The following is a 25,727-nucleotide window of genomic DNA, read 5'->3' as shown; positions in this document are numbered from 1 at the left end:
GGGGCCTTTAGTCATGGGACTCGAAGAAAAGCTGCCGAGCGGATTCCTGCTCACCACCGTCGAGCAGGCCACGGGCTGGGTGCGCAAGGCGTCGGTCTTCCCCGCCACGTTCGGCCTCGCCTGCTGCGCCATCGAGATGATGACCACCGGCGCCGGCCGCTACGACCTGGCGCGCTTCGGCATGGAGGTCTTCCGCGGCTCGCCGCGCCAGGCGGACCTGATGATCGTCGCGGGGCGGGTCAGCCAGAAGATGGCGCCGGTGCTGCGGCAGGTCTACGACCAGATGCCGAACCCCAAGTGGGTGATCTCGATGGGCGTGTGCGCCTCCTCGGGCGGCATGTTCAACAACTACGCGATCGTCCAGGGCGTCGACCACATCGTCCCGGTCGACATCTACCTCCCCGGCTGCCCGCCGCGGCCCGAGATGCTGATGGACGCCATCCTCAAGCTCCACCACAAGATCCAGAACTCCAAGCTGGGCGTGAACGCGGAGGAGGCGGCCCGCGAGGCGGAGGAAGCGGCGCTCAAGGCCCTGCCCACGATCGAGATGAAGGGGCTGCTGCGGTGAGCGACGCCCACCACGAGGGGGTCAACCCCGAAAAGGACCTCAGCGCGTCGAACCTCCCCGGCCAGCGCGGCCAGGGCGGCGAGGAGATCCGCGTCCAGCGCGGCATGTTCGGCGCGAACAACGGCGGGGACACCTCCGGCTACGGCGGCCTGGTCCGCTCGATCCGGCTCCCGGGGCCGGCGAGCAGGCCGTACGGCGGCTGGTTCGACGAGGTCGCCGACGAGCTGGAGGGCGCCCTGGAAGAACAGGGACTCCTCCCGGAGAACGCCATCGGGAAGACGGTCGTCGACCGCGGCGAGATCACCTTCCACATCGAACGCGAGCACCTGGTCCGCGTCGCCAGGACCCTGCGCGACGACCCGGCCCTGCGCTTCGAGCTGTGCACCGGCGTCAGCGGCGTCCACTACCCGAACGACAAGGGCCGCGAGCTGCACGCCGTCTACCACCTGCGCTCGATCACCCACAACCGGGTGATCCGCCTGGAGGTGAGCTGCCCCGACGGCGACCCGCACATCCCGTCGCTGTTCTCGGTCTACCCGACCAACGACTGGCACGAGCGCGAGACGTACGACTTCTTCGGCATCGTCTTCGACGGCCACCCGGCCCTGACGCGGATCATGATGCCCGACGACTGGCAGGGCCACCCGCAGCGCAAGGACTACCCCCTCGGCGGCATCCCCGTCGAGTACAAGGGCGCCCAGATCCCGGCTCCGGACCAGCGGAGGTCGTACTCGTGAGCACTCCCCACGCAACCCCCCGCGAGACCACCGAGGGCACCGTCTACACGGTCACCGGCGGCGACTGGGACGAGGTCGTCCAGTCCGCGGCCCGCGCCGACGACGAGCGGCTGATCGTCAACATGGGCCCGCAGCACCCGTCCACCCACGGTGTGCTCCGCCTGATCCTGGAGATCGAGGGCGAGACGGTCACCGAGGCCCGCTGCGGCATCGGCTACCTGCACACCGGCATCGAGAAGAACCTCGAGTACCGCACGTGGACGCAGGGCACCACGTTCGTGACGCGCATGGACTACCTGACGTCGTTCTTCAACGAGACGGCGTACTGCCTCGGCGTCGAGAAGCTCCTCGGCATCGAGGACCAGGTCCCGGACCGGGCCTCGGTCATCCGCGTGCTGCTGATGGAGCTCAACCGGATGTCGTCGCACCTGGTGTGCATCGCCACCGGCGGCATGGAGCTCGGCGCCACCACCATCATGATCTACGGCTTCCGCGACCGGGAGCTGATCCTCGACCTCTACGAGCTGATCACCGGCCTGCGGATGAACCACGCCTACATCCGCCCCGGCGGACTCGCCCAGGACCTGCCGCCCGGCGCGGTGGACCAGATCCGCGAGTTCGTGAAGAAGATGAAGAAGAACCTCCCGGAGTACGACAAGCTCGCCACCGGGAACCCCGTCTTCAAGGCCCGCATGCAGGACGTCGGCTACCTGGACCTGGCCGGCTGCATGGCCCTCGGCGTGACGGGCCCGATCCTGCGCTCCACCGGCCTGCCGCACGACCTGCGCAAGGCCCAGCCGTACTGCGGCTACGAGACGTACGACTTCGACGTCCCGACCGCCGACACCTGCGACGCCTACGGCCGCTTCCTGATCCGCCTGGAGGAGATGCGCCAGTCGCTCAGGATCATCGAGCAGTGCCTGGACCGGCTCCGGCCCGGCCCGGTGATGGTCGCCGACAAGAAGATCGCCTGGCCCGCCCAGCTCGCCCTGGGACCGGACGGCCTCGGCAACTCCCTCGACCACATCAAGAAGATCATGGGCACCTCCATGGAGGCCCTGATCCACCACTTCAAGCTGGTCACCGAGGGCTTCCGCGTCCCGCCGGGACAGGCGTACGCGGCGGTCGAGTCGCCCAAGGGCGAGCTCGGGGCGCACGTCGTCTCCGACGGCGGCACCCGCCCCTACCGGGTCCACTTCCGCGACCCGTCCTTCACCAACCTTCAGGCCATGGCGGCGATGTGCGAGGGCGGCCAGGTCGCCGACGTCATCGTCGCCGTCGCGTCCATCGACCCCGTGATGGGAGGCGTCGACCGGTGACCACCAGTCCTTCGGAGCGGGAAGTCAGCCTGGGCATGCCCGAGCTGCCCGCGCCCGACTACCCGGACGACGTCCGCGCCCGCCTGGAGACCGACGCGCGCGAGATCATCGCCCGCTACCCGGACTCCCGGTCCGCCCTGCTGCCGATGCTGCACCTCGTGCAGTCGGAGGAAGGGCACGTCACCCGCACCGGCATGCGGTTCTGCGCCGACATGCTCGGCCTGACCACCGCCGAGGTCACCGCGGTCGCCACCTTCTACACCATGTACCGGCGCAAGCCGAGCGGCGACTACCAGGTGGGCGTGTGCACCAACACGCTGTGCGCCGTCATGGGCGGCGACGCCATCTTCGAAGAGCTCCAGGAGCACCTGGGCGTCGGCAACGGCGAGACCACCGGCGACGGCAAGGTCACCCTGGAGCACATCGAGTGCAACGCCGCCTGCGACTACGCGCCGGTCGTGATGGTCAACTGGGAGTTCTTCGACAACCAGACCCCGGCCAGTGCCAAGCGCCTCGTCGACGACCTGCGCGCGGGACGGCCGGTCACGCCCACGCGCGGGGCGCCGCTGTGCACCTTCAAGGAGACCGCGCGCATCCTGGCCGGCTTCCCCGACGAGCGGGAGGGCGCCGTCGAGGCGGGCGGAAGCGCGGGACCCGCCTCCCTGATCGGCCTGAGGCTGGCCAAGGGCGAGGCCGCTCCCGCGCGCGTGGTGCACCCGCGCGGCGCGGCCCCCCAGGACGCGCCGCCCCACGAGCCGTCCCCGGCCGAGCACCTCAGCTCCCACGACGCGCCCCAGGACACATCGGCCTCCGACCCCGCGCACCCCGCGGGACCCACCGCCGAGGAGGGGGAGTGATGACCTTGGCAACCGAGATCAAGGACACCAGCCCGGAGAAGCTGCTCGCACCCGTGCTGTCGGCCTTCTGGGACGAGGACAGGTCCTGGACCCTGGACGTCTACCGGCGGCACGAGGGGTACGAGGGGCTCCGCAAGGCGCTGGCCATGTCACCGGACGACGTGATCGCCTACGTGAAGGACTCCGGTCTGCGCGGTCGCGGCGGCGCCGGCTTCCCCACCGGGATGAAGTGGCAGTTCATCCCGCAAGGGGACGGCAAGCCGCACTATCTCGTTGTCAACGCCGACGAGTCGGAGCCCGGGACCTGCAAGGACATCCCGCTCCTCTTCGCGAACCCGCACAGCCTCATCGAGGGCATCGTGATCGCGTGCCACGCCATCCGGTCGTCGCACGCCTTCATCTATCTGCGGGGTGAAGTCGTCCCCGTCCTGCGGCGGTTGCACGCGGCCGTACGCGAGGCCTACGCGGCGGGCTACCTCGGCACGAACATCCTCGGCAGCGGACTCGACCTCGACCTCACCGTGCACGCGGGCGCGGGCGCGTACATCTGCGGTGAGGAGACCGCGCTGCTGGACTCGCTCGAAGGCCGCCGTGGTCAACCGCGGCTGCGTCCCCCCTTCCCTGCCGTCGCGGGCCTCTACGCGTGCCCGACTGTGGTGAACAACGTCGAGTCGATCGCGTCGGTTCCCGCGATCATGCACCGGGGCAAGGAGTGGTTCCGCTCGATGGGGAGCGAGAAGTCCCCGGGCTTCACGCTCTACTCCCTGTCCGGCCACGTCGCCAACCCCGGCCAGTACGAGGCGCCGCTCGGGATCACCCTGCGCCAGCTGCTCGACATGAGCGGCGGCATGCGCCCCGGGCACCGCCTGAAGTTCTGGACGCCGGGCGGCTCCTCGACCCCGATGTTCACCGACGAGCATCTCGACGTCCCTCTCGATTACGAAGGAGTGGGCGCCGCGGGTTCCATGCTCGGCACGAAAGCCCTCCAGTGCTTCGACGAGACGACCTGCGTCGTCCGCGCCGTCACCCGCTGGACCGAGTTCTACGCCCACGAGTCCTGCGGCAAGTGCACGCCCTGCCGCGAGGGCACGTACTGGCTCGTCCAGCTCCTGCGCGACATCGAGGCCGGCAAGGGCGCCATGTCCGACCTCGACAAGCTGGGCGACATCGCCGACAACATCAACGGCAAGTCCTTCTGCGCCCTCGGCGACGGCGCCGCCTCGCCGATCTTCTCCTCGCTCAAGTACTTCCGCGAGGAGTACGAGCAGCACATCACGGGCCGCGGCTGCCCCTTCGACCCGGCCAGGTCCACGGCCTGGGCCGACCACCGTACGGAGGTGAACGCATGACGGTGACCACCAGCGCTCCCTCCTCGGGGGGCGAGGCGGCACTCCCGCCGGAAGACCTCGTGACGCTGACGATCGACGGCATCGAGATCAGCGTGCCCAAGGGCACCCTGGTCATCCGCGCCGCCGAGCAGCTCGGCATCGAGATCCCCCGCTTCTGCGACCACCCGCTCCTCGCCCCGGCCGGCGCCTGCCGCCAGTGCATCGTCGAGGTGGAGGGCCAGCGCAAGCCCATGGCGTCCTGCACCATCACGTGCACGGACGGGATGGTGGTGAAGACGCACCTGACCTCGCCCGTCGCCGAGAAGGCGCAGAAGGGCGTGATGGAGCTGCTGCTCATCAACCACCCGCTGGACTGCCCGGTCTGCGACAAGGGCGGCGAGTGCCCGCTGCAGAACCAGGCGATGTCGCACGGCGACGCCGAGTCCCGCTTCGAGGGGAAGAAGCGGACCTACGCCAAGCCCGTGCCGATCTCCACGCAGGTGCTGCTCGACCGGGAGCGGTGCGTGCTGTGCGCCCGCTGCACCCGCTTCTCGAACCAGATCGCGGGCGACCCGATGATCGAGCTGATCGAGCGGGGCGCGCTCCAGCAGGTCGGCACCGGCGAGGGCGACCCCTTCGAGTCGTACTTCTCCGGCAACACCATCCAGATCTGCCCCGTCGGCGCGCTGACCTCGGCGGCGTACCGGTTCCGCTCCCGCCCCTTCGACCTGGTCTCCTCGCCGTCGGTGTGCGAGCACTGCTCCGGCGGCTGCGCCACCCGCACCGACCACCGGCGCGGCAAGGTCATGCGGCGGCTCGCGGCGAACGACCCCGAGGTCAACGAGGAGTGGATCTGCGACAAGGGGCGCTTCGCGTTCCGGTACGCGCAGCTGCGGGACCGGCTCACCACGCCGCTGGTGCGCGACGCCGAGGGCGAGCTGCGGCCGGCGTCCTGGCCGGACGCCCTCCAGATCGCCGCGCAGGGGCTGCTCGCCTCCCGGGGCCGTACCGGTGTCCTGACCGGCGGGCGGCTCACCGTGGAGGACGCCTACGCGTACAGCAAGTTCGCGCGCGTGGCGCTCGACACCAACGACATCGACTTCCGCGCGCGCGTGCACAGCGGCGAGGAGGCCGACTTCCTGGCCGCCCGGGTCGCCGGACGCGGCCGCGACCTCGACGGTACGGGCGTCACGTACACCACGCTGGAGAAGGCGCCCGCCGTCCTGCTGGCCGGGTTCGAGTCCGAGGAGGAGGCGCCCGGCGTCTTCCTGCGGCTGCGCAAGGCGTGGCGGGGACACGGGCAGCAGGTGTTCGCGCTGGCCACGCACGCCACGCGCGGCCTGCGCAAGGCCGGGGGCACGCTGCTGCCGGCCGCTCCCGGCACCGAGACCGAGTGGCTGGACGCGCTCGCGAGCGGCGTCGGCCTGGAGGGGGACGGGGCCCGGGCCGCCGAGGCGCTGCGCGCCGAGGGCGCGGTGATCGTCGTCGGCGAGCGGCTGGCCGGTGTGGCCGGCGGCCTGACCGCCGCCGTCCGGTTCGCCTCCGCGACCGGCGCCCGCCTGGTGTGGATCCCGCGCCGGGCGGGGGAGCGCGGCGCGGTCGAGGCGGGCGCGCTGCCGTCGCTGCTGCCGGGCGGGCGCCCGGCCACCGACCCGCGCGCGCGGGAGGAGGTCGCCGCCGTCTGGGGCGTCGCCGGCCTGCCGCACCGCTACGGCCGCGACACAGGCCAGATCATCGAGGCCGCCGCGACCGGCGAACTCCAGGCGCTGCTGGTGGCGGGCGTGGAGGTGGCCGACCTGCCCGACCCGGCCCGCGCGCGTGCCGCTCTCGCCGAGGCCGGCTTCCTGGTCTCGCTGGAGCTGCGGCCCAGCGAGGTCACCGCACTCGCCGACGTGGTGCTGCCGGTGGCGGCGGTCGCCGAGAAGGCCGGCACCTTCCTCAACTGGGAGGGCCGGGCCCGCTTCTTCGAGGCCGCGCTCAAGCCCGACCAGATGACGCACCGCCCGTCGCCCACCGACGCGCGGGTGCTGCAGATGCTGGCCGACGCCATGGACGTCCACCTGGGGCTGCCGGATGTGCGGACCGTGCGCGCGGAGCTGGACCGGCTCGGCACCTGGGACGGGCCCCGGGCCACCGAACCGCTCCGGACGGCGGGCGTGCTGCCCCGGCCGGCCGCCGGGGAGGCCGTGCTCGCCGGGCACCGGCTGCTGCTCGACCAGGGCGTCCTCCAGGAGGGCGACGAGGCGCTCGCCGGCACCCGGCACGCCGCACGCGCGCGCGTGTCGCCCGCCACGGCCGCCGAGGCCGGTGTCGAGGAAGGTGATCTCCTCGCCGTGACCGGTCCCGCCGGGACCGTCGCACTCCCGCTGGAGATCACCGAGATGCCCGACCGCGTGGTGTGGCTCCCGCTGAACTCCACCGGCGGCGGCGTCCCCTCCGACACCGGGGCGCTGCCCGGCTCCCTCGTCCGCATCGGCCCGGCGAAGTCCGCCGCCGGAGCCCCCCAGGAGGTGGAGGCATGAGCCCGTACCTCGCCGCTGAAGACCTCTCGATGTTCGGCCGCGACCCGTGGTGGCTGGTCGTCGTCAAGGCGGTGTTCTGCTTCGCCTTCCTGATGGTGACCGTGCTGATCGCCATCGTCATGGAACGCAAGATCGTCGCCTGGATGCAGCTGCGCATCGGCCCCAACCGGCACGGCCCCTGGGGCATGCTCCAGTCGCTCGCCGACGGCATCAAGCTGATGCTCAAGGAGGACATCGTCGTCAAGCGCGCGGACAAGGCGGTCTACGTCCTCGCGCCGATCGTCGCGGCCGTTCCGGCCTTCATGGCGATCGCGGTGATCCCCTTCGGCCCGTCCGGCAACGAGATCTCGATCTTCGGCCAGCGCACCACCATGCAGCTCACCGATCTGCCGATCGCGATGCTCTACATCCTCGCGGTCGCCTCGGTCGGCATCTACGGCATCGTGCTGGCGGGCTGGAGCTCCGGCTCGACGTACCCGCTGCTCGGCGGGCTCCGCTCCTGCGCGCAGATGATCTCCTACGAGATCGCCATGGGCGCGGCGTTCGCCTCCGTCTTCCTCTACTCGGGGTCGATGTCGACGTCGGCGATCGTGGAGCAGCAGGCCGACCGCTGGTACATCCTGCTGCTGCCGGTCTCCTTCGTCCTCTACATCGTCACCATGGTCGGCGAGACCAACCGGGCCCCCTTCGACATGCCGGAGTCCGAGGGCGACCTGGTCGGCGGCTTCAACACCGAGTACTCGTCGATCAAGTTCGCGATGTTCATGCTCGCCGAGTACGTGAACATGGTGACGGTCTCGGCGGTCGCCACCACCCTCTTCCTCGGCGGCTGGCGGGCCCCGTGGCCGGTCAGCACCTTCTGGGAGGGCGCGAACCACGGCTGGTGGCCGCTGCTCTGGTTCGTCGTCAAGGTCCAGCTCCTGCTGTTCTTCTTCGTCTGGCTGCGCGGCACCCTCCCGCGGGTCCGCTACGACCAGCTGATGAAGCTGGGCTGGAAGGTCCTCATCCCGGTCTCCCTGGTGTGGCTGATGCTCGTCGCCACCATCCGGGCCCTCAGGAACGAGAACTACGACTTCACCGACATCGCCCTCTACGTCTGCGGCGGCGTCCTCGTGGTGCTGCTGCTGTCCTTCGTCGCCGACATGTACCGCGACAAGGCGAAGCGGGCCGAGCCGCCCGCGGCGGAACCGGCCGCCTTCGACCCGATGGCCGGCGGGTTCCCCGTACCGCCGCTGCCCGGGCAGGACCTGCCGCCGGTGCCGCGCCGCCGCCCGCGCCGGGAGCGGGAGCTGATTGTCAGTGGCGGGCCCGATACTCAGAGTGACGGACCTCTGGGCGGATCTACGGATGGAAAGGAGGCGTCCGATGGCTGAGGAGCCCCAGGAGGCCGGGCGGGCCAAGCCCGGCTTCCAGAACCCCGTGGCCGGCTTCGGCGTGACCTTCAAGGCCATGTTCAAGAAGCGGCTGACCGAGCAGTACCCGGAGCAGGGCAAGACCACCGCTCCGCGCTTCCACGGACGGCACCAGCTCAACCGCCATCCGGACGGCCTGGAGAAGTGCGTCGGCTGCGAACTGTGCGCCTGGGCGTGCCCCGCCGACGCCATCTACGTCGAAGGCGCGGACAACACGGACGAGGAGCGCTACTCGCCGGGCGAGCGGTACGGCCGCGTCTACCAGATCAACTACGCCCGCTGCATCCTGTGCGGGCTGTGCATCGAGGCGTGCCCCACGCGCGCGCTGACGATGACCAACGAGTTCGAGCTGGCGGACTCCAGCCGCGCCGACCTCATCTACACCAAGGAGCAGCTCCTGGCCGGCCTGGAGGAGGGCATGGTCGAGCCGCCGCACGCCATGTACCCCGGCACGGACGAACAGGACTACTACCGGGGCGCGGTGACCGGGGCCGCGCCCGGTACGGAGCGGCAGACCGCCCACTCCCAGGGCGAGGCCGTCCAGGAGGCCGCCTCGACCTTCGGCGGGGAGGAACCGGCGTCGGAGAAGGTGATCGGCCGATGACCGCGCAGCTCGCCGCCTACTCCACCTCCACCGGAGAGGCCGTCCAGTTCTGGGTCCTCGGCACGGTCGCCGTGATCGGCGCCCTGTGCACCGTCTTCATGAAGAAGGCCGTGCACAGCGCGCTCTGCCTCGCCGGGACCATGATCATCCTCGCGGTGTTCTACCTCGCCAACGGCGCCTACTTCCTCGGCGTCGTGCAGATCGTCGTCTACACCGGCGCGATCATGATGCTGTTCCTGTTCGTGGTGATGCTCGTCGGCGTCACCGCGGCGGACTCCCTGAAGGAGACCATCCGCGGCCAGCGCTGGCTGGCCCTGCTGTGCGGGCTCGGCTTCGGCATCCTGCTGATCGCGGGCATCGGCAACGCCTCCCTCAAGGAGTTCAGCGGCATCGGCCAGGCGAATGCCGGAGGCAACGTCGAGGGCCTCGCGGCCCTCCTCTTCACCCGGTACGTCTTCGCGTTCGAGATCACCGGCGCGCTGCTCATCACGGCCGCCGTCGGCGCCATGGTGCTCACCCACCGGGAGCGCACCGAGCGGGCCAAGACCCAGCGGGAGCTGGCCGAGCAGCGGGTGCGGGAGGGCACGTACCTGCCGCCGCTGCCCGCGCCCGGCGTGTACGCCCGGCACAACGCCGTCGACATCGCGGGCCTGCTGCCCGACGGCACCCCCTCCGAGCTCACCGTCAGCAAGACGCTGCGCGAGCGGGGCCAGGTCCGGGACGTGTCGCAGGAGGCCCTCAACGACCTGCGGGCCCTCGAGCAGCGTGCCGAGGAGCGCCTGGAGCGCAAGGGCATCGCTCCGGCGACCTTCAAGCGGTCCGAGGAGGCGTCGAAGTGAACCCCGTCAACTACCTGTATCTCGCGGCCCTGCTGTTCACGATCGGCGCCACCGGCGTGCTGGTGAGGCGCAACGCGATCGTCGTCTTCATGTGCGTGGAGCTGATGCTCAACGCCTGCAACCTCGCGTTCGTGGCCTTCTCCCGCATGCACGGCAACCTCGACGGCCAGATCATCGCCTTCTTCACGATGGTCGTCGCCGCCGCGGAGGTCGTGGTCGGACTCGCGATCATCGTGTCCCTGTTCCGTTCCCGCCACTCGGCCTCGGTCGACGACGCCAGCCTGATGAAGCTGTAAGGGGCGCTGGACCCGAATGAACACTGAGAACCTGCTGGCGCTGCTGGTGGCGGCGCCCCTGCTCGGAGCGGCGGTCCTGCTGTGCGGCGGACGCCGGCTGGACGCCGTCGGCCACTGGATCGGCACGCTGCTGGCCGTCGTCTCCTTCGCGCTCGGCCTGGTGCTGTTCACCGACATGCTCGGCACGGACGCCGCCCACCGCACCCTGACGCAGCACCTGTTCAGCTGGATCCCCGTCGAGGGCTTCCAGGCCGACGTCGCCTTCCGGCTCGACCAGCTCTCGATGACGTTCGTGCTGCTGATCACCGGCGTCGGCTCCCTGATCCACCTGTACTCGATCGGGTACATGGAGCACGACGAGCGGCGCCGCCGCTTCTTCGGCTACCTGAACCTGTTCCTCGCGGCGATGCTGATCCTCGTCCTCGCCGACAACTACCTGCTGCTGTACGTCGGCTGGGAGGGCGTCGGTCTCGCCTCCTACCTGCTGATCGGCTTCTGGCAGCACAAGCCGAGTGCCGCGACGGCCGCGAAGAAGGCGTTCCTGGTCAACCGCGTCGGTGACATGGGCCTGTCCATCGCGATCATGCTGATGTTCCTGTGGTTCGGCACCTTCGCCTTCGGGCCGGTGCTCGGCACCCACGAGGACCCCGGGCTCGCCGGGGCGGCCGGCGAGGGCAAGCTGACCGCGATCGGCCTGATGCTGCTGCTCGCCGCCTGCGGCAAGTCCGCCCAGGTGCCGCTCCAGTCCTGGCTCGGGGACGCGATGGAGGGCCCGACCCCGGTCTCGGCCCTCATCCACGCCGCGACCATGGTGACGGCGGGCGTCTACCTGATCGTCCGCTCCGGCGCGATCTTCGACGGCGCCCCCGACGCGCAGCTCGTCGTCGCCATCGTCGGCGCGGTCACGCTGCTGTTCGGTGCGATCGTCGGTTGCGCCAAAGACGACATCAAGAAGGCGCTGGCCGGGTCGACCATGTCGCAGATCGGCTACATGGTGCTCGCCGCGGGCCTCGGCCCCGTCGGCTACGTCTTCGCGATCATGCACCTGGTGACGCACGGCTTCTTCAAGGCCGGGCTGTTCCTCGGCGCGGGCTCGGTCATGCACGGCATGAACGACGAGGTCGACATGCGCCGCTACGGCGGCCTGCGGAAGTACATGCCGGTCACCTTCGTCACCTTCGGCCTCGGCTACCTCGCCATCATCGGCTTCCCGGGCCTGTCCGGCTTCTTCTCCAAGGACAAGATCATCGAGGCGGCGTTCGCCAAGGGCGGCACCGAGGGCTGGATCCTCGGCGGCGTGGCCCTGCTGGGCGCGGCCATCACGGCGTACTACATGACGCGCGTGATGCTGATGACCTTCTTCGGCGAGGAGCGCTGGCGCCACGCCCCGACGCCGTCCCCGGCCGAGCCGGACGTGGAGCCCGCCGCCGCGACGCGCGGCGAGTACAGCGCACCGCACCCGCACGAGTCCCCGAAGATCATGACGATCCCGATGATCGTGCTGGCGGTCGGATCGGTGGCCGGCGGTGCCTTCTTCAGCATCGGCGACCGCTTCCTGCACTGGCTGGAGCCCATCACCGGCCACGACCACGGGCACGCGCCGGTCAGCGCCCTGACGGTCACGCTGTGCACGGTGGCCGTGATGGTCGTCGGCGTCGCGCTCGCCTGGGCGCAGTACGGCCGCCGTCCGGTCCCGGCCGTCGCCCCGCGCGGGTCGCTGCTCACCCGGGCCGCCCGGCGGGACCTGCTCCAGGACGACTTCAACCACGTCGTCCTGGTCCGCGGCGGCGAGCACCTCACGCGCTCCCTGGTCTACGTCGACCACACCCTGGTCGACGGCGTCGTCAACGGCACGGCGGCCTCGGTCGGCGGCCTGTCCGGGCGGATGCGCAAGCTGCAGAACGGCTTCGCGCGCTCGTATGCGGTCTCGATGTTCGGCGGTGCGGCGGTCCTCGTCGCCGCGACCCTGCTGATGAGGGCGGTCTGATACCGATGTCCTTTCCCCTGCTGACAGCGACGGCGGTGCTCCCCGCCGTCGGGGCGATCGCCACGGCCGCCGTGCCGGCCGCGAAGCGCACCGCGGCCAAATGGCTGGCGCTGCTGTTCTCGCTGGCCACGCTCGTCCTGGCGATCGTGGTGCTGGTGCGCTTCGATCCGGACGGCGACCGCTACCAGCTCACCGAGTCCCACTCCTGGATCGCGGAGTTCGGGGTCCGCTACGAGCTCGGTGTGGACGGCATCGCGGTGGCGCTGATCGCGCTGACCGCCGTGCTCATCCCGTTCATCGTCCTCGCGGGCTGGCACGACGCCGACCCGCTGGAGACCGGGAGCAAGCGCTGGCGGCCCACGCAGGGCTTCTTCGCCCTGATCCTGGCCGTCGAGGCGATGGTGATCCTCTCCTTCGCGGCCACCGACGTCTTCCTCTTCTACATCTTCTTCGAAGCCATGCTGATCCCGATGTACTTCCTCATCGGCGGCTTCGGGGACCGGGCCCACGAGCACGGCGAGAAGACGGCGGCGACGCAGCGGTCGTACGCGGCGGTGAAGTTCCTCCTCTACAACCTGGCCGGCGGCCTGATCATGCTGGCCGCGGTGATCGGCCTGTACGTCGTCGCCGGGAACTTCTCCCTCACCGAGATCGCCGAGGCGCGCGCCAGCGGCGAGCTGACCATGGCGACCGGCACCGAGCGCTGGCTCTTCCTCGGCTTCTTCCTCGCCTTCGCGGTGAAGGCGCCGCTGTGGCCGCTGCACACCTGGCTGCCCAACGCGATGGGGGAGGCCACCGCCCCGGTCGCCGTGCTCATCACGGCGGTCGTCGACAAGGTGGGCACCTTCGCAATGCTCCGCTTCTGCCTCCAGCTCTTCCCGGAGGCGAGCAAGTGGGCGACGCCCGTCGTCCTCGTCCTCGCCCTGATCAGCATCATCTACGGGGCGCTGCTCGCGGTCGGCCAGCGCGACATCAAGCGGCTGGTGGCGTACGCGTCGATCTCGCACTTCGGCTTCATCATCATGGGCATCTTCGCGATGACCAGCCAGGGCCAGTCCGGCGCCACGCTCTACATGGTCAACCACGGCATCTCCACCGCCGCGCTGATGCTGGTGGCGGGCTTCCTGATCTCGCGGCGCGGCTCGCGGCTCATCGCCGACTACGGAGGGGTGCAGAAGGTCGCCCCGGTCCTCGCCGGCACGTTCCTGATCGGGGGCCTGGCGACCCTGTCGCTGCCGGGCCTGGCGCCCTTCGTCAGCGAGTTCCTCGTCCTGGTCGGCACGTTCACGCGCTACCCGGTCATCGGCATCATCGCCACCTTCGGCATCGTCCTCGCCGCGCTCTACACCCTCGTCCTGTACCAGCGGACGATGACGGGCCCGGTGAAACCCGAGGTCGCCACGATGCCCGACCTGCGCGTGCGTGAGCTCGCGGTCGTCGCGCCGCTGATCGCCCTGCTGCTCTTCCTGGGCGTCTACCCGAAGCCCGTCACGGACATCGTGAACCCGGCGGTCGAGCAGACCATGTCCGACGTACAGAAGAAGGACCCCCAGCCCGAGGTGGAGGCGGCCAAGTGAGCGCATCAGCCGTCCACAGCCTGTGGACAACGGCGGCCACCGCGGCCGAACCGATCTCGAAGATCGACGCGCCCAAGTTCGAGTATGGGCAGATGGCGCCCACCCTGATCGTCGTCGGCGCGGCGATCGTCGGAGTGCTCGTCGAGGCGTTCGTCCCGCGCAAGTCCCGCTACGTCGCCCAGATGTTCGTGTCCGTCGTCGCGCTGGCCGCCGCGTTCGCCGCGGTGGTCGCGCTTGCGGCCGACGGATACGGCACGACCAAGGCGCGGATCGCGGCGATGGGCGCGATCGCCGTCGACGGACCGGCCCTGTTCCTGCAGGGCACCATTCTGCTGGCCGCGCTGGTCGGCCTGTTCACCTTCGCCGAGCGGCGGCTGGACCCGGCGGCGCACGGCAACCGGGTCGACTCCTTCGCCGCGCAGGCCGCCTCCGTGCCGGGCAGCGACAGCGAGAAGGCGGCCGTGAAGGCCGGGTTCACCACCACCGAGGTGTTCCCGCTGCTGCTGTTCGCGGTCGCCGGCATGCTGGTCTTCCCGGCCGCCAACGACCTGCTGACCCTGTTCGTGGCCCTGGAGGTCTTCTCCCTCCCGCTGTACCTGCTGTGCGCGCTGGCCCGCCGCAAGCGCCTGATGTCGCAGGAGGCCGCGGTCAAGTACTTCCTGCTCGGCGCGTTCGCCTCCGCGTTCACCCTGTTCGGCATCGCGCTGCTGTACGGCTACGCGGGCTCGATGTCGTACGCGCGGATCGCCCAGGTCGTCGACGGCACGGTCCCCGACATCACCCCGGCCCTCGCCGACACCATGGGCAACGACGCGCTGCTCCTCGTCGGCGCCGGGCTGCTCGTGATGGGCCTGCTGTTCAAGGTGGGCGCGGTGCCGTTCCACATGTGGACGCCGGACGTGTACCAGGGCGCGCCGACGCCGGTGACCGGGTTCATGGCGGCGGCGACCAAGGTCGCGGCCTTCGGCGCGCTGCTGCGGATCCTCTACGTCGTCCTGCCCGGCCTGCGCTGGGACTGGCGGCCGGTGATGTGGGGGGTGGCGATCGTCACCATGCTGGGCGGCGCGATCGTCGCGATCACGCAGACCGACATCAAGCGGCTGCTGGCGTACTCGTCGATCGCGCACGCGGGCTTCATCCTCGCGGGTGTCATCGCGACCACGCCGGATGGCGTCTCGTCGGTCCTCTTCTACCTGGCCGCGTACTCGTTCGTGACGATCGGCGCCTTCGCGGTGGTGACGCTGGTGCGGGACGCCGGCGGCGAGGCGACGCACCTGTCGAAGTGGGCCGGGCTGGGCCGCCGGTCGCCGCTGGTGGCCGCCGTGTTCGCGGTGTTCCTGCTGGCCTTCGCGGGCATCCCGCTGACCTCCGGTTTCGCGGGGAAGTTCGCCGTGTTCAAGGCGGCGGCGGAGGGCGGCGCGGCGCCGCTGGTCGTGGTCGGCGTGATCTCGTCGGCGATCGCGGCGTTCTTCTACATCCGCGTCATCGTGCTGATGTTCTTCAGCGAGCCGCGCCCGGAGGGGCCGACGGTGGCCGTGCCGTCGCCGCTGACGATGACGGCGATCGGGGTCGGGGTCGCGGTGACGCTGGTGCTGGGTGTGGCGCCGCAGTACTTCCTGGATCTGGCGGGGCAGGCGGGCGTGTTCGTGCGCTGACGCTCCACCGGGCCGTACACGCCGGCGGGACCCGGCCTCCTCGGGGGAGGCCGGGTCCCGCCGTACGTCCGGGCTCAGCCGCGCGGGCCGGTCACGGGCACGTCACCTTCGGGTTCCAGGGGTAGAAGACGCCGCGGGGGTTGTCCTTGTAGATCCACGCGTGCAGCGTGTAGACGACGCCGAGGCCGGGGAGCTTCTGCGGCCCGTCGAACTTCACGTCGCCGAACATGACCGGGCGGTCCCAGTCGGTCTTCACGTTCTGGTCGGCGTCGCGGACGATCCACTCCACGGCTCCGAGGCGGAGCTTTCCGTGCTCGTCCTTGTGGCCGTGCTCGTCGTTCTTGCCGTCCTTGCCGTCCTTGCCGTTCTCGTCCTTCTGGCTCTTGTGGCCCTTCTCGCCCTTGTGGCCGTTCCCTTCCTTGTGGTCCTTGTGGCCCGTCTCGTTCTTGTGGCCGTTCTCGTCCTTCTTGTCCTTGTGGTAGACCATCGCGGCGGGCCGGGCCGGGTCGGTGGAGTTGATGAGCTGCTGGTTGACGTAGTGGTACCCCATGCCGCCCTCGCCGGGGAGCTCGGTGCACGGGCCGAGCGGACGGTAGCCGTCCTTCCGGGCGTGCGACACGTCCCGGTACTGGTTCGTCGCGGCGTAGGTCTTGTCGAGCTGGTTCCGGTCGCCCTTGTCGCCGTGACCGTGACCGTGGCCGTCGGCGTGGGCGGGGACGGCGACGAGTGAGAGGGCGGTGGTCAGGGCGAGGGCACAGGCGGCCTTGAGAGGGGACATGTTCTCTGTCGCTCCTTGCAGGAGGAAGGGCGCCGAGAGGCACCCGTCGGGGGCGCCGAGGGGCGCCGGTACAGGGAATGGCGGGCCTCCCCCGTCCCGCGTCAGCAGCATGGCCCGGCGTGTGGCGGTGTGCCAGGCGAGCCGCCCATTGGGCTGAGAGCGGGCGTGTCGGCCCCGGAGGGCACAGCCTGTGGATAACTCCGGGGCTGTCGGTGCGGGCCCCTATCGTGGACGCAGTGGAGGCAGTGCACGCAGTGGACGAGGCAGGACATACGGGGGACGGGACGATGAGCGGGACGGGCGTGATCGGCGAGATGACAGGGACGACGGCGAGCGAGGCACTGGCCACACTGCACCGGGTCTTCGGGTACGAGGCGTTCCGGGGTGAGCAGGAAGCCGTCGTCGAGCATGTGATCGCGGGCGGCGACGCCGTCGTGCTCATGCCCACCGGCGCCGGGAAGTCCCTGTGCTACCAGGTTCCGGCCCTGGTCAGGCCGGGCACGGGCGTCGTGGTGTCCCCGCTCATCGCGCTGATGCAGGACCAGGTGGACGCGCTGCGGGCGCTCGGGGTCAACGCCGGGTTCGTGAACTCCACCCAGGACTTCGACGAGCGGCGGGTGGTGGAGGCCGAGTTCCTCGCCGGTGAGCTGGACCTGCTGTACCTGGCCCCGGAGCGGCTGCGCCTGGACAGCACCCTCGACCTGCTCTCGCGCGGCAAGATCTCGGTCTTCGCGATCGACGAGGCGCACTGCGTGTCCCAGTGGGGCCACGACTTCCGGCCCGACTACCTGGCCCTGTCCCTGCTCGGCGAGCGCTGGCCGGACGTCCCCCGGATCGCCCTCACGGCGACGGCGACGCACGCCACACACCGGGAGATCACCGAGCGGCTGAACATGCCGGCGGCCCGGCACTTCGTGGCCAGCTTCGACCGGCCCAACATCCAGTACCGGATCGTTCCCAAGACGGACCCGAAGAAGCAACTGCTGGGCTTCCTGCGGGAGGAGCACCCCGGCGACGCGGGCATCGTGTACTGCCTCTCGCGTAACTCCGTGGAGAAGACGGCCGAGTTCCTGACCCGCAACGGCATCGAGGCGGTGCCGTACCACGCCGGGCTGGACGCGGGCACCCGCGCCGCGCACCAGTCCCGGTTCCTGCGGGAGGACGGCCTGGTGGTCGTGGCGACGATCGCCTTCGGCATGGGCATCGACAAGCCGGACGTGCGCTTCGTCGCCCACCTCGACCTGCCCAAGTCGGTCGAGGGCTACTACCAGGAGACGGGCCGCGCCGGACGCGACGGACTGCCGTCGACGGCCTGGATGACGTACGGGCTCAACGACGTCATACAGCAGCGCAAGCTGATCCAGTCCGGCGAGGGCGACGAGGCGTTCCGGCGGCGGGCCGCCCAGCACCTGGACGCGATGCTCGCGCTGTGCGAGACGGTCCGGTGCCGCCGCGGCCAGCTGCTCGCCTACTTCGGCCAGGAGGCCGACCCGGCGGGCTGCGGCAACTGCGACACGTGCCTCACCCCGCCGGAGACCTGGGACGGCACGATCGCGGCGCAGAAGCTGCTGTCGACGGTGGTGCGGCTGAAGCGGGAGCGCGGGCAGAAGTTCGGCGCCGGGCAGATCATCGACATCCTGCTGGGCAAGCGCACCGGCAAGGTGATCCAGTTCGACCACGACCAGCTGTCCGTCTTCGGCATCGGTACGGAGCTGACCGAGGGCGAATGGCGGGGCGTCGTGCGGCAGTTGCTGGCGCAGGGGCTGCTCGCGGTCGAGGGGGAGTACGGCACGCTGGTGCTGACCGACGCCAGCGGGGCGGTGCTGCGGCGGGAGCGGGAGGTGCCGCTGCGCAAGGAGCCGAAGAAGCCGGCGGCCTCGCGGGCGGCGGCGTCCGGCTCCGGGCGCGGCGAACGCAAGCCGCGGGCCGCGGCGGCCGAGCTGCCGGAGACGCTGCTCCCCGCGTTCGAGGCGCTGCGGTCCTGGCGCGCCGAGCAGGCCCGCGAACAGGGCGTCCCGGCCTACGTCATCTTCCACGACGCCACGCTCCGGGAGATCGTCACGGCCTGGCCCACGTCGGTGGCGGAGCTCGGCGGGATCAGCGGGGTGGGGGAGAAGAAGCTGGTGACGTACGGGGAAGGGGTGCTGGAGGTCCTGGCCTCACTGGGCGGGCCGGCTGGTGGACCGGCCGGCGGACCGGCCTCGGCGTCCGCGCCGGAGGAGGACGCCGAGCCGGCGCCGGACGCCTGGTCCGAGCCCGAGCCGGAGCCGGTGGACTGGTGACGTGAACCGGGCTCCGTGCGGCTGACGCGGGCCGGCTCCCGGCGGCGTGCCGCGGTTACGCCAGCGCCGTCAGCCCCGGCGCGAAGGTGATCAGCACGGGCAGCAGGGGGACCAGCGCCGCCACCGTCGTCGTCAGGGCCCGGTGGCGGCGGCCGAGGCGGGGCGGGGGCTCCAGGAGGCGGTCCACCCGTTCGCCGAGGAGGCGGTGGCTGGAGGCGCAGGACAGCACGCCCCGGTGCTGGTTCAGCTCGATCAGGGCCAGGGCCGTGGTCAGGTGGCCGCAGCGGCGGGAGGCGGTGTCGTCGGCGGCGAGTTCGACCAGGCGGTGGGTCTGGTCGCAGAAGTGGGTGAAGAGCGGGATACGGGGGAAGCCGGTGGCCAGTGCGGTGGACAGGTGCAGCAGCCAGTCGTGGCGGGCACGGGCGTGGCCGCGCTCGTGGGTGAGGACGGCGTCGAGCTGGTGGTCGGTGAGGCGGTGCAGGGCGCCGGTGGTGACGATCAGCTGGGGAGGGGTGCCGGGCATCCACCAGGCGTCCGGGTACTCGTCCTCCAGCACCAGGAGGGGGCCGCGCGCGTGGGGGAGGTCGCCGGGCAGGTCGGGGGCGCGTTCGCGCAGGTGGGCGCGGGCCTGGGCGTGGCGCCGGCGGGCCTCGACGAGCTGGCGGGCGAGCATCGCGGTCGTCCAGGCCGCGCCGCAGGCCAGCAGCACCGTGAGGGCGGCGGCCCACGGCGAGCCCGAGGAGAGGTCGTACGCCGCGGTCACCGCGGGCGGCGCCGGGGCGAACAACTGGGCGCGGACGGTGCCGAAGACGGCCGCGGCGGCCAGCGCCAGTGCCGTCAGGCAGCACAGCAGGACGGTCGCGACCAGGCACTGCCACACCCACAGCGCGACCACGGGTTCCCGCTCGGGCCACGTGGCCCGCGTCAGCGCACGCGGGACCGGTACGGCGGCGGTCAGGGCGACGACGCTCAGCAGGAGCAGGCAGACGGTCATGCCACGGGCTCCGGATCCTGGTCGGAAGGGCGGCTTCGGCTCTGGGACGTGCTCGGGGGCGGAGGGGCGCGGCGGACACCGCGACCGCGACGACCGCGTCCGGCGTGCCGCCGCGCACACCGCCCGCCGCCAGTATGACGGGGGCGGGCGGCGGGAGTCAGGCCTCGGCGGTCACCGGTTCCGTGACGGCGGTCACCGGGTACGTGACGGCGTTCGCACGCCCGGCGTCACCCGGCGACCACCCGTCCGGTCACCTCGCCGAGGCCCACCCGGGTCCCGGCCGGTCCCGGCGCCCACGCCGACAGGGTCACCACGTCTCCGTCCTCCAGGAACGTGCGCTTGCCGTCGGGGAGTTCCAGCGGGTCGCGGCCGTTCCAGGTCAGTTCCAGCAGCGAGCCGCGCTCCCGCTCGGACGGGCCGCTGACCGTGCCCGAACCGTACAGGTCGCCGGTGCGCAGACCGGCGCCGTTGACGGTCATGTGGGCGAGCTGCTGGGCGGCCGTCCAGTACATGGTGGAGAAGGGCGGCTCGGACACGACGTGACCGTTGACGGCGACGGAGAGGCGCAGGTCGTAGCCGCCGGGTTCCTCACCGGTGTCGTCGAGGTAGGGCAGCAGCCCGTGCGTCCGCTCCGGCGGCGCCACCCGGGCCTCCTCCAGGGCGTCCAGCGGCGTGATCCACGCCGACACCGACGTGGCGAAGGACTTGCCGAGGAACGGGCCGAGGGGCACGTACTCCCAGGCCTGGATGTCGCGCGCGGACCAGTCGTTCAGCAGGCACAGGCCGAAGACGTGCTCGCGGAAGCCGCCGAGCGGCACCGGCCGGCCCAGCTCCGACGGCACACCGACCACGAAACCGACCTCGGCCTCGATGTCCAGGCGGACGGACGGCCCGAAGACGGGGGCGGGATCGGCGGGTGCCTTGCGCTGGCCCGAGGGCCGCACGATGTCCGTGCCCGACACGACGACCGTGCCGGAGCGGCCGTGATAGCCGATCGGGAGGTGCTTCCAGTTCGGGGTGAGGGAGTCCGGGGCGTCGGGGCGGAAGATGCGGCCGACGTTCCGGGCGTGGTTCTCGGAGGCGTAGAAGTCGACGTAGTCCGCGACCTCGAAGGGCAGGTGCAGGGTGACCGAGGAGAGCGGGTGGAGCAAGGGCTCGACGGTCTCCCGGTGGGAGGGGACCGTCACCCACGCCGTCAGCGCGCGCCGGACGTCCGACCACGCGGTGCGGCCCGCGGCGAGCAGCGGGTTGAGGGTCGGCCGGGCGAGCAGGGAGGCGTACGGCGAGCCGAGCGCCCGCGCCGCCGCGCCGGCGTCGAGGACGTGGTCGCCGAGACGGACGCCCACCGTCCGTTCCTGGCTGCCGGGGATCGAGAACACGCCGTAGGGAAGGTTGTGCGGACCGAAGGGGTGGCCCTCGGGGACATCGAAGGGGGGCATGGGGTGCTGCCTCGCTTTCGTGCTCGATGTGCTCGATGTGCTCGATGTGCTTGAGGTGTCTGACGTGCTCGATGTGCTTGAAGTGCCTGGCGTGCTTGAAGTGCCTGATGTGCTTCAAGTGTCTGGCGTGGTTGTGGTGTCTGGCGTGGTTGTGGTGCCTGTTGTGCTTGATGTGTACGCGGGGACGCGGGTACGCGGGGTGTGCCCCCGTGCTCCGTGGTCTGTGGTTCGCGGTCTGTGGCCGGGCCACACGTTACGGGCGGCACCGGGGTCTTGGGCAGAGCACGAGGGCGTGCCGGGGCCCGGCAGGTGGCGCTCCGCTTCCGTTTGAGTGCGGGAAGTTGTCCACGGAGCGGTACGCAATCTTGACGGAGCGGTGCGAACGGGGTGACTCTGGGCGGGTGCCGGAAGGCCTCGGGGAGGGGGCGTTCCGATGGCACACAGGGGGGCGAATGGCCATGCGGGAGGGGGCCGGCCCGGGTTCGGCGCGGCCGGGATCACAGCCGGAACGGCTGGAAGAGACCATGCGCCGGCGACTCGGCCGGGAATGCGTGTACGTGCCGTCGTGCCGGTACGGGCTGTATGTGGCGCTGCGCCACTGGTGTCCGCCGGGCGGCAGGGTGCTGATGTCACCGGTCAACGACGACGTCATCTTCTTCGTCGTGCTCGCGGCAGGACTGCGGCCGGTGCAGGCGCCGGTGAACCCGGTGGACGCGTCCATCGACATCGATGCCGTGCCCGACGAGGTGTGGGGTTCGCTGTCCGCCGTGCTCACGACGAACCTGTACGGGAACCCGGACCCGGCTCCCCAACTGCGGGAGAGATGCGACGCGTTGGGCATCCCGCTGTTCGAGGACGCGGCACACGCCATCGGCAGCGAGATCGGCGGGCGCCCCGTCGGAGCCTGGGGCGACGCCTCCGTTTTCAGCCTGTCCAAGCACGTCGGCGCCCAGGCCGGGGGCATGCTGTCCGTCGCCGACCCGGGGCTGCGGGAAGCGCTGGCCAAGTCCTGCGAGGACCTGCTCCTGCCGCAGCGGGCGACGGCCGAAGCCGCCTACGCCGTACGGCCCTACGCGGAGGCCGCCGTGCGGGCGCTGCGGCTGCGGCGCGCCGCCTGGGCGACGATGCGGCTGCTGGGGCTGGCGGAGCGCGAGGAGATCCGGATGCCGTTGCGCCCGCGGGAGCTGGCCCGTGCGGTCGCCGCGGCGCCGGACCTCGGGGCGCACGATCCCTGGGTCCGGGTGGACATGCACGACTACCGGCTGCGCTCCGGCCGGCTGCGGCTGGCCCGCATCGGCCGCAGGCTGGACCGGCTGGACGAGGTGCTCGCGGCCTGCCGGGCAGGCACGGAGCTGCTGCTGTCGACGCGCTGGGCGCCGCCCGCCGCACGGGGGGCGACGGGGCAGCGGACGCGGCCACCGGAGCGCGCGCAGCCGTTGTTCCGGGTGCCGTTGCTGGTGGCCGACCGGGACGCGGCGATCGCGGCGCTGGCGAGGCGGGGCATCGTCGTCGGCTACCTCTACGACCCGCCCCTGGACGACTACGCGGGCGAGGAGTTCACCGACGTGTCTCCGGCTCCGGAGGGGGCGCGCTGGTTCGCGCGGCACGCGCTGCCCGTCGATCCGCTGCACGCCCGGGCGGCCGTAGAGGTGCTGGAGGAGTCCGGGGTACGGCCTGCCGGGTTGCCGGAGGGGCGGGGTCCGTCCCGTGGCTGAGACACAGGTGCACGAGGCCGCCGCGGCTCCCGCCGGCGGCGGCTCGAAGGCGCCTGGCGGCGGGCCCGCCGCCGACTCGCTGTTCAAGAACGCCTACTTCCTCATGCTCAGCACCGGCGTGTCCGCGGTGCTCGGGCTGGGGTTCTGGCTGGTGGCCGCGCGCTACTACTCGGAGGAGGCCGTCGGCCAGGGGTCGGCCGCCATCGCCGCGATGCGGCTGCTCGCCAGCATCACGGCGACGACGATGATCGGCGCGGTCGTCCGTTTCGTGCCGCGCGCCGGCCGGGCCACCGCGTCCCTGGTGTGGCGTACGTACGCGGCCAGTTCGGTCGTCGTCATCCTGGCCGCCCTGGTGTTCCTGCTCACGCTCGACCTGTGGGGCGCGTCGTACGCGCCGCTGGGCACGCCCGCCGCGGGCGCGGTGTTCGTCGCGGCGTGCGCGGCGTGGGCGCTGCTCACCCTTCAGGACGGGGTGCTGACCGGGCTGCGCAAGGCCGAGTGGGTGCCGGCCGGCAACGCGGTCTTCTCGGTCGGGAAACTGGTCCTGCTGGCCGTCTTCGCCGGCACCCTGCCGGTGCTCGGCGTCTTCGTCTCCTGGGCCGTGGCGATCGCCTTCTCCACCCTGCCGCTCGGCTGGCTCATCTTCCGCCGGCTCATCCCGCGCCAGGCCGCCGCCGACCGCCATCTGGAACCGCCCGGACTCACGGAGATGGGCCGCTTCCTGGCCGGGGACTCGCTGGGCGCGCTGTTCAGCCTCGCCATGATCAACCTGCTGCCGGTGATGGTCGCCGTGCGCTTCACCGCCGCGGAGAACGGCTACTTCTACGTGGCGTACACCGTCGGCGGGACGATGGAGTTCATGGCCATCAACATGGCCTCGTCGCTCACCGCCCACGCCTCGCACGACCCGCGCCATCTGGCCGACGGAGTCCGCGGGGCGCTGCGCCGCATGACGCTGCTGCTGGTGCCCGTGGTGCTGGTGCTGGTGGTCTTCGCCCCGCAGATCCTCGCCCCCTTCGACGCGGACTACGCCGAACACGGCTCCGCGGTGCTGCGGCTGCTCGCCCTCGGAGCGCTGCCGCGCGTCGTGGTCGAGCTGTACATCGGGGTGCTGCGGGTCCAGGGCCGTACCGGGGTGCTCGCCGTCGTCCAGGGCACCATGTGCACCCTCGTGCTGGGCAGCGCGGCCGTGCTGTTCACCCCGGCCGGGATCGCGGGAGCGGGCTGGGCGGTGCTGCTGAGCATGACGGTGGTCGCCGCCGGCTGTGTCCCCGGCCTGCGTACCGCGCTGCGCGGAACCGGCAGACCTGGCGGGCTTGGCGGGCTTGGCGGATCTGGCGGATCTGGCGGAACCGGTGCCTCCGGCAGCTCCGGTCCCGTCGGCCGCCTGCGCGGCGACCGGAAGGCGGTCTCCGGCACCCCCGCCTACGGAACCCGGTGGGCCCGGCTGAACGCCACCGCCGGATACGGCACGGCCTGGGCCCGCCGGGCGGCGTACGAAGACGGACAGGCCGGCGGGGAGCCGCGTGAGGACACCGTCACCCTGTTCATCGGGGTTCCGGGGTACGAGCGGGAGGCGCTGGAAGCGGACACCCTCGCGGTGATCGTGCGGCCCCAGGAGCCGGGCGGACCCGAGGCCGAGGCCGAGGACGAGTCCGGGACCGGGGCCGGGTCTGGCTCCGGTACCGGATCCGATTCCGGTACCGGATCCGATTCCGGCTCCGGGGCCGGGTCCGGCTCCGGAGCCGGGCAGGTCCCCGAAGGGCGGAGCCGGGCGGAATCCCGGCCGGAGGAGCTTGGTGAGCGGGAGAGACCCGCAGGGCGTGAGAAGGCCGTGGGAGGCGGGGAGCCCGCACGCGGCGAAGAGCAACCTGGTCGGTGGGAGGGGACCGGTCGGCCGGAGGGGTCCGGTCGGCGGGAGGGGGCTGAGTGGTCCGCCGGGCCCGGTGAGCAGGCGTTCGAGGATGATTTCTGGGAACGGCGTCTGCGGCCGGTCCTGTGGGCGGTACTCGGCATCGCCACCGTGGTGTTCTGGGCGGTGCTGCGCGACCTTCCGTGGCTGGGCGGCGGAACGTCCGGCACCGCCGCCGGGGAGGAACTCACCGGGCGGCGCCTGCTGGACGGTCTGCCCCTGCCGGCGCTGGTCGCCGGGGGTCTGCTGCTCGTCGTGTTCGCGGCGTCCGTGACACTGACCACCCGGCGTGACCTGTGGCTGCCCGGAGCAGCGCTGGGCTCGGCCGTCCTCGCCCTGTACGCCGCGCCCGTCGCCCTCGGCCGGGAACCACGCCCGGTCGGTGGGACGTTGTACACGGAGACGGCCGGATTCCTCGCGGACGCGATCGGGCTCGACGGGCCCGGGCCGCTGCTGCGCTGGTCGCCGCTCGTCTTCCAGCTGCTGTGTCTCGTACCGCTGTGGCTGCTGCTCGCGCACGTGGGCGGGCGGCTGCCGTGGGCGGGACACTGGGGGGTTCTTTATCTCGCCGCGGTGGGGGGCTGGGTGTGGCGGGAGGCGCTCGCGCCGGCAGCGCCGCCCCTCCTTCTGCTGCTCGTCCTGACCGTCCTGCTTCTCTCACTGCGCCGTCCGGCACCGTCGGCGGATCCCCCACACCGCACCAGACCGAACGGCAGATCCAGGGACTGATCAAGCACAGAGCCGAATTCCGCCAGGGGGGAACCGTCGTGCGTCCGCCAGCAACTCCACGGGAGAGAACCAGCTCAGAGCCCGCGCCCGAGTCCGGGCGGGAAACCCCGGGCGCGCCGGAAATCCCGAAGACCTCAGAGGTCTCGGAGACACCGGAAACGGGAGAGGCTTCGGAAG

General features: G+C 71.5%; 19 protein-coding genes. 16 read left to right on the top strand and 3 right to left on the bottom strand.

Going from position 1 to position 25,727, the window contains the following annotated elements; genetic code table 11:
• Positions 1 to 13 precede the first annotated feature (13 nt).
• The 13 genes from ABZ340_RS03105 to nuoN are packed head-to-tail and all read left to right on the top strand — an operon-like array spanning position 14 to position 15,701.
• Positions 14 to 568 carry an NADH-quinone oxidoreductase subunit B family protein gene (locus tag ABZ340_RS03105; protein WP_358779990.1) on the top strand — a complete coding sequence of 185 codons (555 nt, stop codon included), beginning with the start codon at positions 14 to 16 and terminating at the stop codon, positions 566 to 568.
• A complete protein-coding gene (locus tag ABZ340_RS03100) occupies positions 565 to 1,305 on the top strand; it encodes an NADH-quinone oxidoreductase subunit C (RefSeq protein ID WP_358779989.1) in 741 nt (246 codons plus the stop codon). Before ABZ340_RS03105 ends, ABZ340_RS03100 begins: the two co-directional genes overlap by 4 nt.
• The gene (locus ABZ340_RS03095) at positions 1,302 to 2,624 is read left to right on the top strand and encodes an NADH-quinone oxidoreductase subunit D (RefSeq protein WP_358779988.1); all 1,323 of its coding nucleotides are present in this window, start codon (positions 1,302 to 1,304) and stop codon (positions 2,622 to 2,624) included. The genes ABZ340_RS03100 and ABZ340_RS03095 overlap by 4 nt, the downstream gene beginning before the upstream one ends.
• Positions 2,621 to 3,481: an NADH-quinone oxidoreductase subunit NuoE gene (gene nuoE, locus ABZ340_RS03090; protein ID WP_358779987.1), complete on the top strand. Its 861-nt coding sequence runs from the start codon at positions 2,621 to 2,623 to the stop codon at positions 3,479 to 3,481. Before ABZ340_RS03095 ends, nuoE begins: the two co-directional genes overlap by 4 nt.
• Entirely contained in the window at positions 3,478 to 4,830 is a 1,353-nt protein-coding gene (gene nuoF, locus ABZ340_RS03085) for an NADH-quinone oxidoreductase subunit NuoF (RefSeq protein WP_358779986.1), read from the top strand. Before nuoE ends, nuoF begins: the two co-directional genes overlap by 4 nt.
• Positions 4,827 to 7,331 carry an NADH-quinone oxidoreductase subunit G gene (locus ABZ340_RS03080; RefSeq protein ID WP_358779985.1) on the top strand — a complete coding sequence of 835 codons (2,505 nt, stop codon included), beginning with the start codon at positions 4,827 to 4,829 and terminating at the stop codon, positions 7,329 to 7,331. The genes nuoF and ABZ340_RS03080 overlap by 4 nt, the downstream gene beginning before the upstream one ends.
• Positions 7,328 to 8,704: an NADH-quinone oxidoreductase subunit NuoH gene (gene nuoH, locus ABZ340_RS03075; protein ID WP_358779984.1), complete on the top strand. Its 1,377-nt coding sequence runs from the start codon at positions 7,328 to 7,330 to the stop codon at positions 8,702 to 8,704. The genes ABZ340_RS03080 and nuoH overlap by 4 nt, the downstream gene beginning before the upstream one ends.
• Entirely contained in the window at positions 8,697 to 9,347 is a 651-nt protein-coding gene (gene nuoI / locus ABZ340_RS03070) for an NADH-quinone oxidoreductase subunit NuoI (RefSeq protein WP_358779983.1), read from the top strand. The genes nuoH and nuoI overlap by 8 nt, the downstream gene beginning before the upstream one ends.
• Entirely contained in the window at positions 9,344 to 10,186 is an 843-nt protein-coding gene (locus ABZ340_RS03065; protein WP_358779982.1) for an NADH-quinone oxidoreductase subunit J, read from the top strand. The genes nuoI and ABZ340_RS03065 overlap by 4 nt, the downstream gene beginning before the upstream one ends.
• Complete coding sequence (nuoK, locus tag ABZ340_RS03060; protein WP_030401737.1) at positions 10,183 to 10,482, top strand: NADH-quinone oxidoreductase subunit NuoK; 300 nt, start codon at positions 10,183 to 10,185, stop codon at positions 10,480 to 10,482. The genes ABZ340_RS03065 and nuoK overlap by 4 nt, the downstream gene beginning before the upstream one ends.
• Before the next feature lie 16 nt (positions 10,483 to 10,498).
• A complete protein-coding gene (gene nuoL / locus ABZ340_RS03055; RefSeq protein WP_358779981.1) occupies positions 10,499 to 12,469 on the top strand; it encodes an NADH-quinone oxidoreductase subunit L in 1,971 nt (656 codons plus the stop codon).
• 5 nt (positions 12,470 to 12,474) lie between these two features.
• Positions 12,475 to 14,046 (top strand): NADH-quinone oxidoreductase subunit M, encoded by a 1,572-nt coding sequence (locus tag ABZ340_RS03050; RefSeq protein ID WP_358779980.1) that lies wholly within the window; start codon positions 12,475 to 12,477, stop codon positions 14,044 to 14,046.
• Complete coding sequence (gene nuoN, locus ABZ340_RS03045; RefSeq protein WP_358779979.1) at positions 14,043 to 15,701, top strand: NADH-quinone oxidoreductase subunit NuoN; 1,659 nt, start codon at positions 14,043 to 14,045, stop codon at positions 15,699 to 15,701. Before ABZ340_RS03050 ends, nuoN begins: the two co-directional genes overlap by 4 nt.
• Before the next feature lie 91 nt (positions 15,702 to 15,792).
• Here the strand turns inward: nuoN and ABZ340_RS03040 are convergent, their stop codons facing one another.
• Complete coding sequence (locus ABZ340_RS03040; RefSeq protein WP_358779978.1) at positions 15,793 to 16,479, bottom strand: hypothetical protein; 687 nt, start codon at positions 16,477 to 16,479, stop codon at positions 15,793 to 15,795.
• 287 nt (positions 16,480 to 16,766) lie between these two features.
• Between ABZ340_RS03040 and recQ the strand changes: the two genes are divergently transcribed.
• The gene (gene recQ, locus ABZ340_RS03035) at positions 16,767 to 18,761 is read left to right on the top strand and encodes a DNA helicase RecQ (protein ID WP_358779977.1); all 1,995 of its coding nucleotides are present in this window, start codon (positions 16,767 to 16,769) and stop codon (positions 18,759 to 18,761) included.
• A gap of 55 nt (positions 18,762 to 18,816) precedes the next feature.
• Here recQ and ABZ340_RS03030 read toward each other — a convergent pair whose 3' ends face one another.
• Both ABZ340_RS03030 and fahA read right to left on the bottom strand, forming a co-directional pair.
• On the bottom strand, positions 18,817 to 19,755 hold the full coding sequence (locus tag ABZ340_RS03030; protein ID WP_358779976.1) for a M56 family metallopeptidase: 939 nt from the start codon (positions 19,753 to 19,755) through the stop codon (positions 18,817 to 18,819).
• Between the two features lie 227 nt (positions 19,756 to 19,982).
• Positions 19,983 to 21,194, bottom strand: coding sequence for a fumarylacetoacetase (gene fahA, locus ABZ340_RS03025; protein ID WP_358779975.1), 1,212 nt, complete (start codon positions 21,192 to 21,194; stop codon positions 19,983 to 19,985).
• 452 nt (positions 21,195 to 21,646) lie between these two features.
• Between fahA and ABZ340_RS03020 the strand changes: the two genes are divergently transcribed.
• Both ABZ340_RS03020 and ABZ340_RS03015 read left to right on the top strand, forming a co-directional pair.
• Positions 21,647 to 22,909, top strand: a complete 1,263-nt coding sequence (locus tag ABZ340_RS03020) for a DegT/DnrJ/EryC1/StrS family aminotransferase (RefSeq protein ID WP_358779974.1) — start codon at positions 21,647 to 21,649, stop codon at positions 22,907 to 22,909.
• A complete protein-coding gene (locus ABZ340_RS03015; RefSeq protein ID WP_358779973.1) occupies positions 22,902 to 25,550 on the top strand; it encodes a lipopolysaccharide biosynthesis protein in 2,649 nt (882 codons plus the stop codon). Before ABZ340_RS03020 ends, ABZ340_RS03015 begins: the two co-directional genes overlap by 8 nt.
• The last annotated feature ends 177 nt before the right edge of the window (positions 25,551 to 25,727 follow it).

This window comes from Streptomyces sp. NPDC006134 (assembly GCF_040628835.1).
In the GTDB taxonomy this organism is placed as follows: Bacteria; Actinomycetota; Actinomycetes; order Streptomycetales; family Streptomycetaceae; genus Streptomyces.
This window is presented reverse-complemented; position numbering and strand designations above follow the sequence as displayed.